This is a genomic window from Microbacterium sp. NPDC089698 (assembly GCF_044749045.1).
GTDB lineage: Bacteria > Actinomycetota > Actinomycetes > Actinomycetales > Microbacteriaceae > Microbacterium.
On the sequence record NZ_JBIVHE010000003.1, the window covers coordinates 24,624 to 38,893 of the forward strand.

12 protein-coding genes are annotated in these 14,270 nt (G+C 72.8%); 4 read left to right on the plus strand and 8 right to left on the minus strand.

The window, feature by feature from the left end:
- The first annotated feature begins 55 nt into the window (after window positions 1-55).
- Window positions 56-784 (plus strand): GMP synthase, encoded by a 729-nt coding sequence (locus tag ACIPY5_RS09970; RefSeq protein ID WP_400969968.1) that lies wholly within the window; start codon window positions 56-58, stop codon window positions 782-784.
- A 181-nt stretch (window positions 785-965) separates the two neighbouring features.
- Here ACIPY5_RS09970 and ACIPY5_RS09975 read toward each other — a convergent pair whose 3' ends face one another.
- Complete coding sequence (locus tag ACIPY5_RS09975) at window positions 966-1,451, minus strand: glutaminase (RefSeq protein WP_400969969.1); 486 nt, start codon at window positions 1,449-1,451, stop codon at window positions 966-968.
- Between the two features lie 119 nt (window positions 1,452-1,570).
- Here ACIPY5_RS09975 and ACIPY5_RS09980 point away from each other — a divergent pair, with 119 nt between their 5' ends.
- The 3 genes from ACIPY5_RS09980 to purU all read left to right on the plus strand — a co-directional run bounded on the left by ACIPY5_RS09980 (window position 1,571) and on the right by purU (window position 6,247).
- Window positions 1,571-2,599, plus strand: coding sequence for a LacI family DNA-binding transcriptional regulator (locus ACIPY5_RS09980; RefSeq protein WP_309339466.1), 1,029 nt, complete (start codon window positions 1,571-1,573; stop codon window positions 2,597-2,599).
- Window positions 2,600-2,823: 224 nt separating this feature from the next.
- Window positions 2,824-5,214 carry a discoidin domain-containing protein gene (locus tag ACIPY5_RS09985; RefSeq protein ID WP_400969973.1) on the plus strand — a complete coding sequence of 797 codons (2,391 nt, stop codon included), beginning with the start codon at window positions 2,824-2,826 and terminating at the stop codon, window positions 5,212-5,214.
- Window positions 5,215-5,395: 181 nt separating this feature from the next.
- On the plus strand, window positions 5,396-6,247 hold the full coding sequence (gene purU, locus ACIPY5_RS09990) for a formyltetrahydrofolate deformylase (protein ID WP_309339470.1): 852 nt from the start codon (window positions 5,396-5,398) through the stop codon (window positions 6,245-6,247).
- 58 nt (window positions 6,248-6,305) lie between these two features.
- Here purU and ACIPY5_RS09995 read toward each other — a convergent pair whose 3' ends face one another.
- The 7 genes from ACIPY5_RS09995 to phnC all read right to left on the minus strand — a co-directional run bounded on the left by ACIPY5_RS09995 (window position 6,306) and on the right by phnC (window position 14,241).
- Window positions 6,306-7,346 carry an NAD(P)H-dependent flavin oxidoreductase gene (locus ACIPY5_RS09995; protein ID WP_400969977.1) on the minus strand — a complete coding sequence of 347 codons (1,041 nt, stop codon included), beginning with the start codon at window positions 7,344-7,346 and terminating at the stop codon, window positions 6,306-6,308.
- 64 nt (window positions 7,347-7,410) lie between these two features.
- Window positions 7,411-8,343, minus strand: a complete 933-nt coding sequence (locus tag ACIPY5_RS10000) for an EamA family transporter (protein WP_400969980.1) — start codon at window positions 8,341-8,343, stop codon at window positions 7,411-7,413.
- Window positions 8,344-8,489: 146 nt separating this feature from the next.
- Window positions 8,490-9,647 (minus strand): alcohol dehydrogenase catalytic domain-containing protein, encoded by a 1,158-nt coding sequence (locus ACIPY5_RS10005; protein ID WP_400969983.1) that lies wholly within the window; start codon window positions 9,645-9,647, stop codon window positions 8,490-8,492.
- A 1-nt stretch (window position 9,648) separates the two neighbouring features.
- Window positions 9,649-10,371: a phosphonatase-like hydrolase gene (locus ACIPY5_RS10010; RefSeq protein WP_309339478.1), complete on the minus strand. Its 723-nt coding sequence runs from the start codon at window positions 10,369-10,371 to the stop codon at window positions 9,649-9,651.
- Window positions 10,368-11,636, minus strand: coding sequence for a TIGR03364 family FAD-dependent oxidoreductase (locus tag ACIPY5_RS10015; protein WP_400969987.1), 1,269 nt, complete (start codon window positions 11,634-11,636; stop codon window positions 10,368-10,370). The genes ACIPY5_RS10010 and ACIPY5_RS10015 overlap by 4 nt, the downstream gene beginning before the upstream one ends.
- Window positions 11,633-13,393: a phosphonate ABC transporter, permease protein PhnE gene (gene phnE, locus ACIPY5_RS10020; protein WP_400969991.1), complete on the minus strand. Its 1,761-nt coding sequence runs from the start codon at window positions 13,391-13,393 to the stop codon at window positions 11,633-11,635. The genes ACIPY5_RS10015 and phnE overlap by 4 nt, the downstream gene beginning before the upstream one ends.
- Entirely contained in the window at window positions 13,390-14,241 is an 852-nt protein-coding gene (gene phnC / locus ACIPY5_RS10025) for a phosphonate ABC transporter ATP-binding protein (RefSeq protein ID WP_400969994.1), read from the minus strand. The genes phnE and phnC overlap by 4 nt, the downstream gene beginning before the upstream one ends.
- Window positions 14,242-14,270 lie beyond the last annotated feature (29 nt).

Here is a 14,270-nt window from a genome sequence, read left to right on the forward strand (position 1 = left end):
CCGGAGCGTTTCGGCGCGAATCCGCCGACCCCTGCCGCTCGCCTAGAATCCAGGGATGGCCTCGCTTCTGTATGTCGGCGTGCGCCCTGAGCTGGATGCGGCGACGGCGGAGCGCGCGTCCTTCCGTGTCGCCCTCGGCGTCGACGCCGACGCGCTCGACCGCATCGACCTCACCACCGCCGCGCTGCCCGACGATGTCTTCGACCGCTATGCGGGCTTCGTGATCGGCGGCTCCCCGTTCAACGTCACCGACGTCCGCAAGTCCCCGACGCAGCGACGGGTCGAGGCGGATCTGGAGCGCATCGCCGAGCGCGCGATCGACGGCGCCACGACCGCGTTCTTCACGTGCTTCGGGATCGGCGTGGTCACGCGCCTCCTCGGCGGCGACGTCGGCATGGACTCGCCGGAGGAGGCGAGCGCGGCCGAGATCCGCTGCACGACGGACGCCGCGACGGATCCTCTCTTCGGCCCCGCGGGCCCGGTGTTCCACGCCTTCACGGCGCACAAGGAGGGCTCGGCCGAGGTGCCGCCGGACGCGGTGCTGCTCGCCGGCAACGAGACCTGCGCCGTGCAGGCGTATCGCGTGGGCACCGATCTGTACGCGACGCAGTTCCATCCGGAGCCGTCCCCGCGAGACTTCGCCGACCGCATGGTGTTCTACCGCACCACGGGGTACTTCGACCCCGACGCCTTCCACACGGTGCAGGAGGCCGTCCTTGGATCCGTCGTAACCGAGCCGGCCCGCATCCTGCGCCGCTTCGGCGAGCGCGCCCTGACCCGCTGACCCGCCCGCCCTCGCGGCCCTCGCTGCCCTCGCTGCCCTCGCGGTCCCTCCTCTGACCGCGAGACTCCAACTGGGCGACGAGACTGCGCCTCTTTGACGCAGTCTCGTCGCCCAGTTGGAGTCTCGCGGTCAGAGAAGGGGCGCGAGCCGGGGGCGGGGGCGAGGCGAGGGCGGGGGCGCGTCAGGGGCGGGCGGCCCGGAGGAGGGCGATCCGGTCTTCGAGGTAGGACGAGAGGGGGGCGAGGGCGCCGGAGGCCGACCAGCGCACCGACGGGACGCCGTCCACGAGGGCGAGCGGGCCGGACGAGCCTCCGGCCGACACGGCGGCGACGTCGATCGGGGTCCACCCGACGTGCACGGTCTCGCCGTCGGCGAAGCCGCCGCGCGAGGCCTCGGCCCGGCGCTCCGCCCTCGCGCGGGCCGACTCCGCCGCGTAGCCCCGCCGCACGGGCGCGGCAGCGCGCAGCACCTCGGCCGTGGCGAACACAGCGTCGTCGGCGATCAGGAGGACGCCGATGTGCCACGCGGATCCGGCCCGGACGATGCGCGGCGCCCGCCAGCGCGAGGTCTTCTCGCGACCGAGCGCCTCCTGCGGCAGGCCGGAGAGGGCGGCGCGCGCGTCGTCCAGAAGCACCGCGAGCGAGGCGTCGGGTTCCGAGGAGGTCACGGAGCAAGGCTATGCCCGCGCGGCTCCCACGGCGGCACCTCGCACGCCTCCCGGGATGTGATCGATATCATGCACGTGTGCCGGGACGACGCCCGCGCGCCCGCCCACGATCGGACCCCATGACGACCGCACCGACGCCGGATCCCCGCCGCATCCCGGGGATGGCCGACGTCGCCCGCCTGGCCGGGGTCTCCGCGCAGACCGTCTCCCGCACGTTGAGCGGCAACCCGAGCGTGCAGCCGGAGACCAGGGCCAAGGTCCTCGCCGCGGTCGACCAGCTCGGCTACCGGCGCAACAACGCCGCCCGTGCCCTGTCCTCCGGGCGGAGCAGGGCGATCGGCGTCGTCTCGCTCCGCACCGGCTTCTACTCGCGGAGCGCGGTCGCGGTCGGCATCGAGACGACCGCATCCGAGGCCGGCTACATCGTGAACTCCGTCACGACGCCCTCGCTCGATGCGGGCGAGATCGAGCAGGCCATGTCACGTCTGGCCGACCAGGGCGTCGAGGGCATCGTGCTCGCGGTGCCGCTGATCTCGACGACGCGGGCGATCGACGAGCTCACCCGCACCCTGCCGACGATCACGATCGACGGCTCGCGCACCGCGTCGACTCAGGTGGTCGCGGTCGATCAGCGCGAGGTGGGGCGGATCGCGACCCGTCATCTGCTGGATCTCGGCCACGAGACCGTCTGGCACGTCGCGGGTCCGCAGCAGTGGCTCGACGCCTCGAGCCGCACCCGGGGCTGGCGCGACGCGCTCGCGGACGCCGGCCGCGAGGCGCCGCCCGAGATCGTCGGAGACTGGTCCCCCGCCTCGGGCCACCGCGCCGGGCAGATCCTGGCGCGGATCCCCGAGGTCACCGCCGTGTTCGTCGCGAGCGACGAGATGGCGTTCGGCCTCGCGCGGGCGTTCGCCGAGCTCGGCCGGACGATCCCCGACGACGTCTCGATCGTGGGCGTCGACGACATCCCGCTCGCGGAGTTCTGCTCCCCGGCCCTCACCACCGTCGCCCAGCCGTTCATCGACGTGGGCCGCATCGCGGTCGAGCACCTCCTGCACGCGATCTCGCACCCCGGCGCGGTGCCCCCGGCCGAAACGATCGCGCCACAGCTCGTCGTGCGCCGCTCGACGGCCGCGCCCCGACGCTGACCGCACGGCAGGGATCGGCGCCTCTCCGGAACCACGTCACCGCCGGAGCAACCAGAGCGCCCCGACGCCGGGGGACCATCCCCAGGCCGCCCCCGAGGCATGTTTGCGATATCTCCACACCGCGGCGATCACGACAATTCCCGCAAAGTCCTTGATGTTAGCGATAACTTGCGAGTACCGTGGCCCCTGTTCTCCCCGCCTCGATGACGCAGCAAGGAAGACCGATGCCTCCACAGATCCTGTCCCTCCCCCGTCGATCACGGGGCGTCCTCGCCGCCGGCGCCGCGCTCGCGATCGCCGCGACGACGCTGACGCTCGGCGCCGTCGCCGCCCACGCCGACACCGCCCCACCCGCGGGCGCGGCGATCCCGGACACGGGCTACACCCTGCTCGACGTCGACTCCGAGTCGGCGCCCTACCCCGCGCCGCCGTCGCTCGACGGCACCGCGAAAGGCGCGTTCGACGGCGACTACTCGACGCAGTGGGCCTCGAACTACAACGGCGGCACGCCGGATCCGATGCCGCACTACCTCACGTTCGACATCGGGGCCGAGCACACCCTCACGGGGCTCGGCTACTCCGTCAAGGTGCAGGGCAACGGCCCGGCCAAGAACGTGCAGGTCCTCACCACCAACGACCCCTCCGTCGCCAAGGACGGCAAGAGCAGCGCCTGGACGCCTGCGGGCACCGCGACGTTCTCGCAGCCGACCAGCAGCACGCAGATCCAGTACGTCACGTTCGCCCAGCCCGTCTCGGCGCGCTACGTCGAGTTCCGGATCCTCGACGCCGTGAACGGCTCGAACAACGCCTCGGCGTCCGAGATCGTCGCCTACACGACCGACCCGATCGTCACACCCACTCCGACCCCGACGCCCACCCCCGCACCCGAGCCGGCCGCCGCGACCGTGACGACCGACTCGGTCGACAACAGCACGTGGAACTACCCCGACGACACCCCGGCCAGCCCGTTCATCGACGCGGACGGCACGTTCCACTTCGGCGAGTCGCACGCGAACTACTACAACGAGCCCGACGGCAGCAACGGCGACATCCGCCAGTGGAACTGGTACACCGGCTCGAACTTCGACACGGCGAAGCCGGACGACGCGCTCAACGCCGCCGGCACGAATCCCGACACCACCGACTTCTGCAACGCCAGCCCGACCGGCGTCGAGTCGACGAAGGCGCCGGCCGGATCCAGCTACACGCAGCCGAACTACTGCGACATCACGCAGATGTGGGTCGACCCCGACACGGGCGACTGGTACGGGCTGGTGCACAACGAGTTCACGCCCAAGCCCTTCGGCGACGGCCTGCACTACGACGCGATCGACTACGCGGTCTCGACCGACAAGGGCAAGACCTGGAGCATCCCCGGCCACGCGATCACCTCGCCGTACAGCACGACCCGCGGCGACACCACCGCATTCCCGCAGCAGACCTATTACTACGGCGACGGCGATCCCCGCCTCTACGTCGACTACGCATCCGGCTACTTCTACGCGTTCTACGGCTCCCGCGTCGTGAACAAGACCGGCGGCTGGGTGGCCTTCTACGAGCACGTCGCCCGCGCTCCGATCTCCGGGAAGATGGCGACCGGCTCCTGGCAGAAGTGGTACGACGGCGCCTGGACCGAGCCCGGCATCTCCGGCAAGGAGAGCAACATGGTCCCCGTCGCCGATGACAGCGAGACGGGCTACACGCCGGTCGACAAGGAGTACGACCCGAAGACCCCCGGCACGGCCCAGCAGCAGATCAAGAACGGGCAGATGCCCGCGACCTCGCCGCTGTTCGTGATGGACGTCACCTACGACGCCTACCTCGGGCTGTACATCGGACAGCCGCAGAACCCCGACCAGTCGGGCAAGGCGCCGCAGGAGTTCTACGCCACGAAGAACCTCGCTACCCAGAAGTGGTTCCGTCTCGGCGACTCCGGATCCGCGTACACCACGGCGTCCTGGTACCGGTGGTTCGTCGACCCGGCCAACAAGACGAGCTCGGCGATCGTCGGCAAGTCGTTCCGGTCCTACTGCTCCTTCGGCTGCATGGGCGACGCCTACGCGCAGCTCGCGAACATCACGATCGACGCCGGTCCTTCGGTGTCGCCGGCGACCGCGATCGACACGACGAAGGCGTACACGATCGCGAACGCGGACGGGCGCAAGCTCTCGGCCTCCGGCAACGGCAAGAAGCTGACGACGGCGGGATCCGTGAACCGCAAGAACGGCGCGTGGACGTTCACGGCGACCGGCGACGGCGCGTACACGATCGCGACCCAGGCCGGCGCACTGCTGGGCGTCGACGCCTCCTCGACCGCCGGGCGCGCGTGGGGCGCGGGCCTCACGCTCACCGACAAGGCGTCGGCCGGTGTCGGACAGCAGTGGTTCATCGTGCCGAACACGGATCCCGCGAGCGGGGCGGCGACCGGATCCGTCCGGCTCGTGAACCGCTACTCGGGACTCGTGCTGGGCATCGATACGTCCACTGCGGCGACCACGCCCGGCCGCACCTGGGACGCGCCGGCGGCGCACGGCGCCTCCACCACCTCCCAGGCCGGCCACTTCACGCGGCCGGGCGACCAGACGCTGAGCCTGGCCGAGTTCTCCGGGAACTGAGCGCAAAGGGCCTCCCCCGCGGGATCCTCGTCGGAAGGGATCCGGGCCGTGCGCCCGGGTCCCTTCCGGCGTCCGGAGGGCGCGACATCCGCGTGGCGCGCGCACGTTGCACGCGCGATTCGCCTCGCGCGCCGGGGCGCGGCAGAATCGACGGACACCCCCGCTTGCAAGGAGACCTGTCATGGCGCAGCCCGACACCGCACGACTGCTCATCGCCTGCGACGACCAGCCAGGGATCGTCGCCGCCGTGGCCGGGGTGCTCGCCGCGCACGGGGCGAACATCATCTCCCTCGACCAGCACTCCACCGATGCGGCCGGCGGGCGCTTCTTCCAGCGCACGGTGATCCACCGCGACGGCCTCGCCGCCGCGCGTCCCGCCCTCGAAGCGGATCTGGCCGCGGTCGCGGAGCGCTTCGGCATGGAGTGGTCGCTGCACGACGCGTCCAAGCGCAAGCGCGTCGCGATCTTCGTGTCCAAGTACGACCACTGCCTCATGGAGCTGCTCTGGCGCACTCAGCGCGGCCAGCTCGACATCGACGTCACGATGGTCGTCTCGAACCACCCGGATCTGGCGGAGTCGGTGCGCTCGTTCGGCGTGCCGTTCGTGCACATCCCCTCCGGCGACAAGGCCGAGATGGAGCAGCGGCAGCTCGAGCTGCTGCGCGGCAACGTCGACCTCGTCGTCCTCGCGCGCTACATGCAGATCCTCACCGACGATTTCATCGGGAGCCTCGGTGCCCCGGTGATCAACATCCACCACTCGTTCCTGCCCGCCTTCATCGGCGCGAACCCCTACGCGCGGGCCAAGGAGCGGGGCGTGAAGCTCATCGGCGCCACCGCGCACTACGCGACGGCGGATCTCGACGAGGGCCCGATCATCGAGCAGGACGTCACGCGCGTCACGCACGCGGAGTCGGCCTCGGAGTTGCAGAGCCGCGGCGCCGACGTGGAGCGCCTGGTGCTCGCGCGGGCCGTGCAGTGGCACGCCGACGACCGCGTCATCGTGCACGGCCGCTCGACCGTCATCCTCTGACGGCGCTCGCCTCCGCGCCGGGCCCTGTTCCGGACCGGTGTCGGCAAGGGACCGGAGCTCAGGACGGCACTCCCGCCGCCAGCTCGGCGAACGCCGCCGCGGCGGTCTCGTAGCGGGCCAGCGGCGCCGACTGGCCGAGCCACAGCGACTGCAGCTCGCCCCTGTTCTGCTGCCCGGCCGGGGTGCGGAAGCGTCCGGTGATCCAGTTCTGCGCCGGGAACGGCGCGATGGATCCGGCCGCCTCGATGTCCGCGACGACACGGTTGCGCGCACCGCGCGCGAGCCGGCCGCTCATCGCCCGCGTGAGCACCGCGTCCTCGGCCGGCGTCGCCCGGATCGCGGCCCGGTGCGCCTCGTTCGCGGCCGACTCCGCCGTGGCGAGGAAGGCCGTGCCGACCTGCACGCCCTGCGCGCCGAGCGCGAACGCGGCGGCGACCCCGCGCCGGTCCGAGATCCCGCCGGCGGCGATCACCGGCACGTCGACCGCGTCGACGACCTGCGGCAGCAGCGAGAACAGCCCGACGACCGAGTCCTCGGCCGGGCGCAGGAACGAGACCCGGTGGCCCGCGGCCTCGGCCCCGGTCGCGACGATCGCATCCACGCCGCCCTCCGCGAGGGCGCGCGCCTCGGCGACCGTCGTCGCCGTGCCGATCACGCGGATCCCCCTGCGGTGCGCCTCGTCGACGAGCGATGCCGAGGGCACCCCGAAGACCACGCTCAGCACGGCCGGCGCGGCCTCGAGGACCGCGGCGAGCTGCTCGTCGAGCGAGGGCAGATACGCCGCAGGGCGGGCCGGCACCTCGGCGCCCACCTCGGCGAAGAACGGGGCGAGGGCCGCGGCGTAGTCGTCGTGCTCGACGCCGGGCTCGACCTCGTCGCCCCGGGGCAGCCAGATGTTGAGTCCGAACGGCCGGCGCGTCGCGGCCCTGATCCCGGCGACGGTCGTGCGGATGCGCTCCGCGTCATAGCCGTACAGCCCATAGGATCCGAGCCCTCCCGCCGCGCTGACCGCGGCGACGAGCGGGATCGAGCTGAGCCCGCCGAAGGGCCCGAGGAGGACGGGGGTGCGGATGTCGAGGAGGTCGGTGAGCGCGCTCATGGTCCCGAGGCTACGCCCGCGCAGGGCGGGGCCGGCGCGTGTGACGCCCGCCGTCGGGATGCCCTCAGTCGGGGACGACCGCGATGGATCCGGTCAGCGGCGAAGGCGGCTCCTCATCGGGCCGGGCGCCGCGACGACGCCGCGCGCCCGCCGTGACGCCGATGCTCGCGATCACGACCAGCGCGATCGCGGCGAGCCGGAGCGGCGAGGCGTGCTGCCCGAGCACGAGGAGTCCCGCGAGCGTCGCGAAGACCGGCTCGAGGCTGAGCAGGATCCCGAACACGCGCTGCGGCAGGCGGCGCAGCGCCGCGAGCTCGAGGATGTAGGGGATCACCGAGGCGAGCAAGGCCGTGAGCGCGGCGAGTCCCAGCACGCGAGGATCCGCCACCGCGGTCACCGCGGCGGGCACGCCGAACGGCAGCAGCAGCACGGCGCCCACGGCGAGCGCGACCGCGAGGCCCTCGGTTCCCGTGGTGAGCGCGCCGACGCGCGTGCTCATCCGGATGTACATGACCCAGAACCCGGCCGCGATGAGCGCGAACAGCACACCCCAGGGATCCAGCGCCTCGGCGCCGGTGAGCCCGTCGACCCCGAGCAGCGCCATGCCGACCAGCGCGATCCCCACCCAGACGGCATCGGCGAGGCGCCGGGTGAGCACCGCGGCCAGCACGAGCGGGCCGAGGAACTCGATCGCGACCGCGGGCCCCAGCGGGATCCGGTCGATCGCGGCGTAGTAGGTGCCGTTCATCGCGGCGATCGAGACGCCGAAGAGGATCGCCGAGATCCACTGCGCACGGTTCCAGCGCCTCAGCCGCGGGCGCGCGATGACGAGCACCACGATCGCGGCGATGAGCACCCGCAGTCCCGTGACACCCCAGGAGCCGAGCTCCGGGAAGATCGTGGTCGCGACGGCGGCGCCGAACGGCAGGGACAGGCAGGATCCGACGACCAGCAGCACGCCGAGAGCGGGCTGCTGCCGCGGTTCCTGGGGGTTCATCCCTCAAGCCTGGCACGATCCGCGCTGGCCTGCGGCCACCGACCATGTCCCGATTTCGGCTGGATCTGGGGTGGTTTCCCCGCCGAAAACGGGACATGGTGGGGCACGAAGTGGGACACGGTTCCCCCGCGCCCCGCGGACCGGCCTCAGCGCGGGGTGAGCCCCACCCGCAGGGGAGCCCCGGGGGCGGCCGCCTGCACGAGCGCGGCGTCGACCGCGGCGAGCGGATGCACGGTGCCCACGGCGTCGGCGAAGGGGTGCGCGCGCCCGCGACCGGCCATGAACGCGGCCGCGGCGTGCAGCTCGGCTCCCGTGTAGTTGTGCACCCCCGCCACGGTCACGAGCCCCCGCACGATGCGCTCGGCGTCGAGCGGCACCGGATCCGCGGCGAAGACGCTGCCCAGCAGCACCACGGCGCCGCCCACGTCGACCGCGTCCAGCGCCGCGCGCACCGCGTGCCCCGAGGCTTCGATCACGAGGTCGAATCCTTCCTCCGCGACGTCGTCCGGGGCGATCGCGGTGAGCGCGAACCGCTCGGCGAACGCACGCCGGGCAGGGTCCGGATCGGCGATCTGCACGCGCCCGCCCAGCTCCGCGGCGATCACCGCCGCCGTGAGCCCGACGAGTCCCGCGCCCAGCACGAGCACCCGTTCGCACGCGAGCACCTCCGCGTCCTCGCCGGCGGAGGGGGACGGATCCGGCACCCCGCGGCCTCGAAGCACCGCACCGCGCGCGACCCCGGCCCAGGCGGTCGCCGTGGCGCACGACACGGGCGCGAGCGCGGCGGCCGGCAGCGCCTCCGGCACGCGCACGATCCCGGTGCCCGCGCGCAGGTGCACGTGCCCGGCGAAACCGCCGGTGAGCTCCCACCGCGGCTCGATGCGCGCATGCCCGTACTTCGCGAGCTGCCGGCACTTCTGCGTGCGCCCCGCCAGGCACCGGTCGCAATGCCCGCACGAGACCGTGACCGACCAGACCACGCGGTCGCCGATGTGCAGCGCCGCGCCGTCGACCGCGCGGGCGCCCTCGTCGCCGATCGCGATGATCCGGCCCACGCTCTCGTGCCCGAGCACGAGGGGCGTCGGCGCGTGCCGGCGGCCCTGCACGGTGTGGATGTCGGATCCGCAGATCGTGGACATCTCCACCGCGACCAGCACGTCGTGCGGGGCGAGGGCGACACCCGGTACGGCGAGCACCTCGTGCGGGAGCCCGACGCCGAGCCAGGCCATCGCGACGGCGGCGGGCCGCAGCGGCACGTCGTGCCGGTGCACCTCTTCTGCGGGGCGGACCAGCGCCGCGCGCATGTCAGTCGGCCGCGATCGGCGCGAGAGCCGGGACGAGGCCGCGCTCGGCGAGCGCGCCGAGAAGGGCGGTGACGTCGGGCAGCACGGCATCGGGATCGGCGGTCTCGAGCGCGACCGCGTCGTGCGCGCCGCTCAGCACGCCCGCGACGAAGCCGGCGCCGGCCCTGCGACCCGACTGCACGTCGCTGACCGTGTCGCCGGCGACCGCGACCGCGTGCACCGAGGAGGCGCCTGCGCGCAGCAGCGCGGTGAGCACGAGGTCGGGGGCGGGGCGCCCGCGACCGGCGTCGACCGGGCTCAGCACGCCGTCGACGAGGTCCCGCCAGCCCAGGGCGTCCAGGATCGCGTCGCGCGTGACCGGGGCGAACCCGGTGGTCAGCCAGACCTTCAGGCCCGCGGCCCGCAGGGCGCGGATGGCGTCGGCCGCACCGGGGATCTCCGTCGCGCCCTGCTCGGCCACGATCTCGGCGTAGGCGGCCTCGAACTGCGCCGTGGCGCGCTCCGCCGCCTCGACGTCGCCCTCGGCGAGGTGCGTGAAGACGTCGATCTTGGACTGCCCCATGGTGTCGCGCACGTACTGCAGCGCCTCGTCCCAGCCGATCCGCGCGGCCACGCCGGTGCGCTCGGCCGCGCGCTGGAACGCCTGCTCCACGATGCCGTCGTCGAGCACGGTGGTTCCTGCCATGTCGAGCACGACCAGTTCGATCGGGGTGTGCGGGTTCATGCGTTCTCCTCCTGTGCGATGCCGCCGACGATGGCGGTCGTTCCTGCGCCGCCGGCGATGGCGGGTGTCTGTGCTCCGTCGGCGACGGACGCGTCGGCGTCCGCGGATCCGGATCCGCCCCAGCCGAAGACGCGGGCGGTCTCGAGCTCGGCGAGCCCGAGTCCCGTGGTCATGCCGATACCGGTGGTCGCGGCGAGCGCGAGCACGCGCGGCGCGACCTCCTCGATGAGGAACTCCTCGCCCGCGGCGGCGTACACGCCCTGCCAGCGTTCGAGCACGCGCATCCCGCCGACGTCGAAGAGCTCGCGCGCCTCGGCGAGGAACGCGTCGAACGCGGCCTCGGGCTGGAACGGCTCCGGCTGCACCGCCTTGTGGTGCGAGTCGCCGAGCAGCAGCGTCCCGTCGGGCAGCTGCGTGTACATCTGGTTCAGATCGAGCGCGGCCAGCTCCGGGCGCTCGGCGTGCAGCCGCTCGCGGAGCGCCGTCGCGGTGCCCAGGCCGGCGAATCGGCGGTAGCGCACGAGCGACCAGCCGGTGAGCAGCGGCGCCTGCAGCGGCGAGCGCAGATCGGCCGAAACGCGCATCATGTCGAGAGCGCAGCGGATCACGCCCGCACGCTCGGCGAGAGCGGGAAGCAGCTGGTCGACGTCGTGGTTCACGGCCACGACCACGTCGTCCGCCGCGATGTCGCCGCGGGTCGTGCGCACGAGCCCCGTCTCGACCGCGGTGACCGCGGTGCGGAAGCGGAACTCCACGCCGAGCGCCGCGAGGCGCCGCACGATCGCTCCGGCGGCCTCCCGCGGATTCACCTGCAGGTCGCCGGCCACGAGCGCGCCGCCGCGCACGACCTCCGGACGGACCGGGGCGAGCTCGGTCACCGCGGAGGGAGAGAGAAGGCGGATCCCGCCGTGCTCGCCCTCGGCCCCTGCGGCCTCCTCGAGGAGCGCCCGCTCGTCCTCCGCCCTGGCGACGACGAGCGTGCCGCTCTCGCGCACCCAGAATCCGGTCTCGGCGGCGAGGCGCAGCCAGATCCCGCGGGACGCCTCGCCGTAGGCGCGCGCCGCGCCGTCCTGCGCGCCGATGCAGAGATGTCCGAAGTTGCGGATCGTCGCGCCCACGGGCCGGTCGGTGCGGTCCACGACCACGACACGCAGCCCTCGTCGCACGGCCGCGTACGCCGCGCCGAGGCCGACGATGCCGGATCCGACGATCGCGACGTCGAACCTGTCGTCCGGAGAAGCGGTCATCGCCTTCCCTTCCGTCATCGGAAAACCCTCCGCATCCACATCGCGAGCCCCTCGACCACGAGCACCGTGGCGAGGATCATCAGCACGATCGCCGTCACGACCTCGTAGCGCGAGCCCTGCCCGGCGTTCAGCAGGTAGTAGCCCACACCGCCGCCGCCGACGATGCCGAGGATCGTCGCCGCGCGGATGTTCGTGTCGAGCATGTAGAAGCTGTGCCCGATGAGCGCGCGCGTGCCCTGCGGCACGGTCGCGGAGGCATAGGTCTGGATCCGGGTGGCGCCGACCGCGCGCAGAGCGCGCTCCGGGCCGCGGTCGACCTCTTCGAAAGAGTCCGCGACGAGCTTGCCCAGCAGGCCGATCCCGCCGATCGCGAGGGCCACGATGCCCGCGGTCGGACCGAGGCCGGTGACCACGATGAGCACGATCGCGAGGATGAGCTCCGGGATGCCGCGGATGCCGACGAGCAGGAACCGGGCGATGCCGCGCACCGTGCCGTTCGGGGCGACGTTGCGGGCCGCGAAGGAGCCGAGCAGGAGCGAGGGCAGCAGCGTCAGCACGGTGGCGGCGAGCGCGATCGCGATCGTGTCCCGCATGGCGCCGAGCATGACGGAGGCGTCGTAGTTGCCGAAGTCGGGCGGCCAGAACTTCGCGGCGGTCTCCGGGATCTTCGCCCACACCGTGAGGAGGTCGCTCCACTGGATCTGGCAGACGAGGAGGCTGCCGATCACGATCGCGACCGCGATCCAGCCGGCGATCGTGTTGCGGCGGCGCTCGCGCGTCCACGGGCGGCGCACGGCCGCGGCGGGAGAGGCCGCCCATGCCGGCTTCGCGGCGCCGGTGGCCAGCGCGATGCCAGCTCCGGCGGTGCCCGTCGCCGCGTCGGTGCGGCGGAGGCGCGGGTGCAGGATCCGGTCGATCCAGGAGCGCGTCTGCGCGGTCTCGCCGAGCATCGCGCCGCGCACGGCGCTCGAGACGATCTCCATGACGACGCAGAGCACGAAGATCACCAGGGCGATCCCGAGGCCTCGGCCGTAGTTGAGCGCCTTGAACGCGTAGGACATTTCCAGGCCGAGGCCCGCGACGCCGACGTAGCCGAGCACGACGCTGCCGCGCAGGTTGATGTCGTTGCGGTGCAGCACGGTCGCCACCCAGCTGGGCAGCACCTGCGGCAGCACGCCCGCGGTGAACTGCTGCAGCCTGGTGCCTCCCGCGGCGCGGATCGCGAGACGCGGGCCCTCGTCGATCTGCTCGATCGCGTCGGCGAACATCTTCGAGATCATGCCGATCGAGTGGATGCCGATCGCGAGGATGCCGGGCAGCGTGCCCAGCGAGAACATGAGCACGAACGCCATGGCGAGCACGACGTCCGGGATCGAACGGGTGAGCACGCCGATGAACCGGGCGATCCCGCGCCAGACGGGTCCCGGCGTGGTGTTCGCGGCGGCGAGGTAGGCGATCGGCACCGAGAGCACGGCGGCGACGAGGGTGCCGACGAGCACCAGGCCCACGGTGAGCGCGATCAGCCAGAGCAGGTCGAGCGGCGCGGGGAACGTGAGCGCCCCCACCCGGGTCATGAAGCGCTGCGCGTTGCCCCAGCTCTGGAAGACGCCGGCGAGCGAGAAGCCGCTCTGCACGAGCGAGGCGATGCCGAGCCCGACGAGCACGATGAGCGTGAGCGAGGCCGCGATGCGCTCGGGCGAGACCCGGTGCTTCGGCGCGCGGGAGAGGAGGCCGCCGACGTAGCCCTCACGACGGGGCGCCGCGACGACCGTCACGAGCGCGCCCCCGACGGCGCGGCAGGCGTCGCGATCCCCTGCTCGATGAGCTCGGTCGTCACGGCGGTGAGGTCGGCAGTGGTCGTGGCGACCCGGCCGTAGATCTCCATGACCTCGGCCTTGCTGAGGCCGGTGGTGGATGTGTTCAGCACGACCTCGCCGTGGCGCAGGCCCACGATGCGGTCGGCCCAGCTGATCGCCAGGTCGACCTGGTGCAGGCTGCACACCACGGTGAGGCCCTGATCGGCCGCGATCTCGCGGATGAGCGCCATGACCTGGTCGCTCGATTCGGGGTCGAGCGAGGCGACGGGCTCGTCGGCGAGCAGGATCTCGGGGCGCTGCATGAGCGCTCGGGCGATGGCCACGCGCTGCTGCTGGCCGCCGGAGAGGGTGTCGCTGCGCTGGTAGGCGCGGTCGAGCAGCCCCACGCGCTCCAGATGGCCGAGGGCGCGCAGCTTCGCGTCCTTCGAGTAGCCCCAGAGGCCGAGGCGCGGGCCGCGCACGGAGGAGAGGGATCCGGTCAGCACGTTCTCCAGCACCGTGAGTGAGGGCACCAGCTCGAACTGCTGGAAGATGAAGCCGACCCGGCTGCGGAGGCTGCGCAGGGCCTTGCCCTTGAGCGCCGGGACGGAGGATCCGAGCACCTCGACGCTGCCCGAGGTCGGCGTCTCCAGTCCGTCGAGATGCCGCAGCAGGGTCGACTTGCCGGATCCGGAGAGCCCGAGGAGCACGACGATCTCGCCGCGCGCGACCTCGAGGTCCGCGCCCCTGAGGGCGGTGGTCGCGCCGAACTGCTTGGTGACGCCGGCGAGGCGGATGACCGGCTCGGACGAGGCGGGGGTGCTCATGTGTTTGCGCTCCTGGTTGTGACGGGTCG

Bases quoted from the DNA above. Each gene is read 5' to 3' on its own strand.
- ACIPY5_RS09970 (WP_400969968.1), top strand. From the start codon at position 56: ATGGCCTCGCTTCTGTATGTCGGCGTGCGCCCTGAGCTGGATGCGGCG.
- ACIPY5_RS09980 (WP_309339466.1), top strand. From the start codon at position 1,571: ATGACGACCGCACCGACGCCGGATCCCCGCCGCATCCCGGGGATGGCC.
- ACIPY5_RS09985 (WP_400969973.1), top strand. From the start codon at position 2,824: ATGCCTCCACAGATCCTGTCCCTCCCCCGTCGATCACGGGGCGTCCTC.
- purU (WP_309339470.1), top strand. From the start codon at position 5,396: ATGGCGCAGCCCGACACCGCACGACTGCTCATCGCCTGCGACGACCAG.
- ACIPY5_RS09995 (WP_400969977.1), bottom strand. From the start codon at position 7,346: ATGAGCGCGCTCACCGACCTCCTCGACATCCGCACCCCCGTCCTCCTC.
- ACIPY5_RS10000 (WP_400969980.1), bottom strand. From the start codon at position 8,343: ATGAACCCCCAGGAACCGCGGCAGCAGCCCGCTCTCGGCGTGCTGCTG.
- ACIPY5_RS10005 (WP_400969983.1), bottom strand. From the start codon at position 9,647: ATGCGCGCGGCGCTGGTCCGCCCCGCAGAAGAGGTGCACCGGCACGAC.
- ACIPY5_RS10010 (WP_309339478.1), bottom strand. From the start codon at position 10,371: ATGAACCCGCACACCCCGATCGAACTGGTCGTGCTCGACATGGCAGGA.
- ACIPY5_RS10015 (WP_400969987.1), bottom strand. From the start codon at position 11,636: ATGACGGAAGGGAAGGCGATGACCGCTTCTCCGGACGACAGGTTCGAC.
- phnC (WP_400969994.1), bottom strand. From the start codon at position 14,241: ATGAGCACCCCCGCCTCGTCCGAGCCGGTCATCCGCCTCGCCGGCGTC.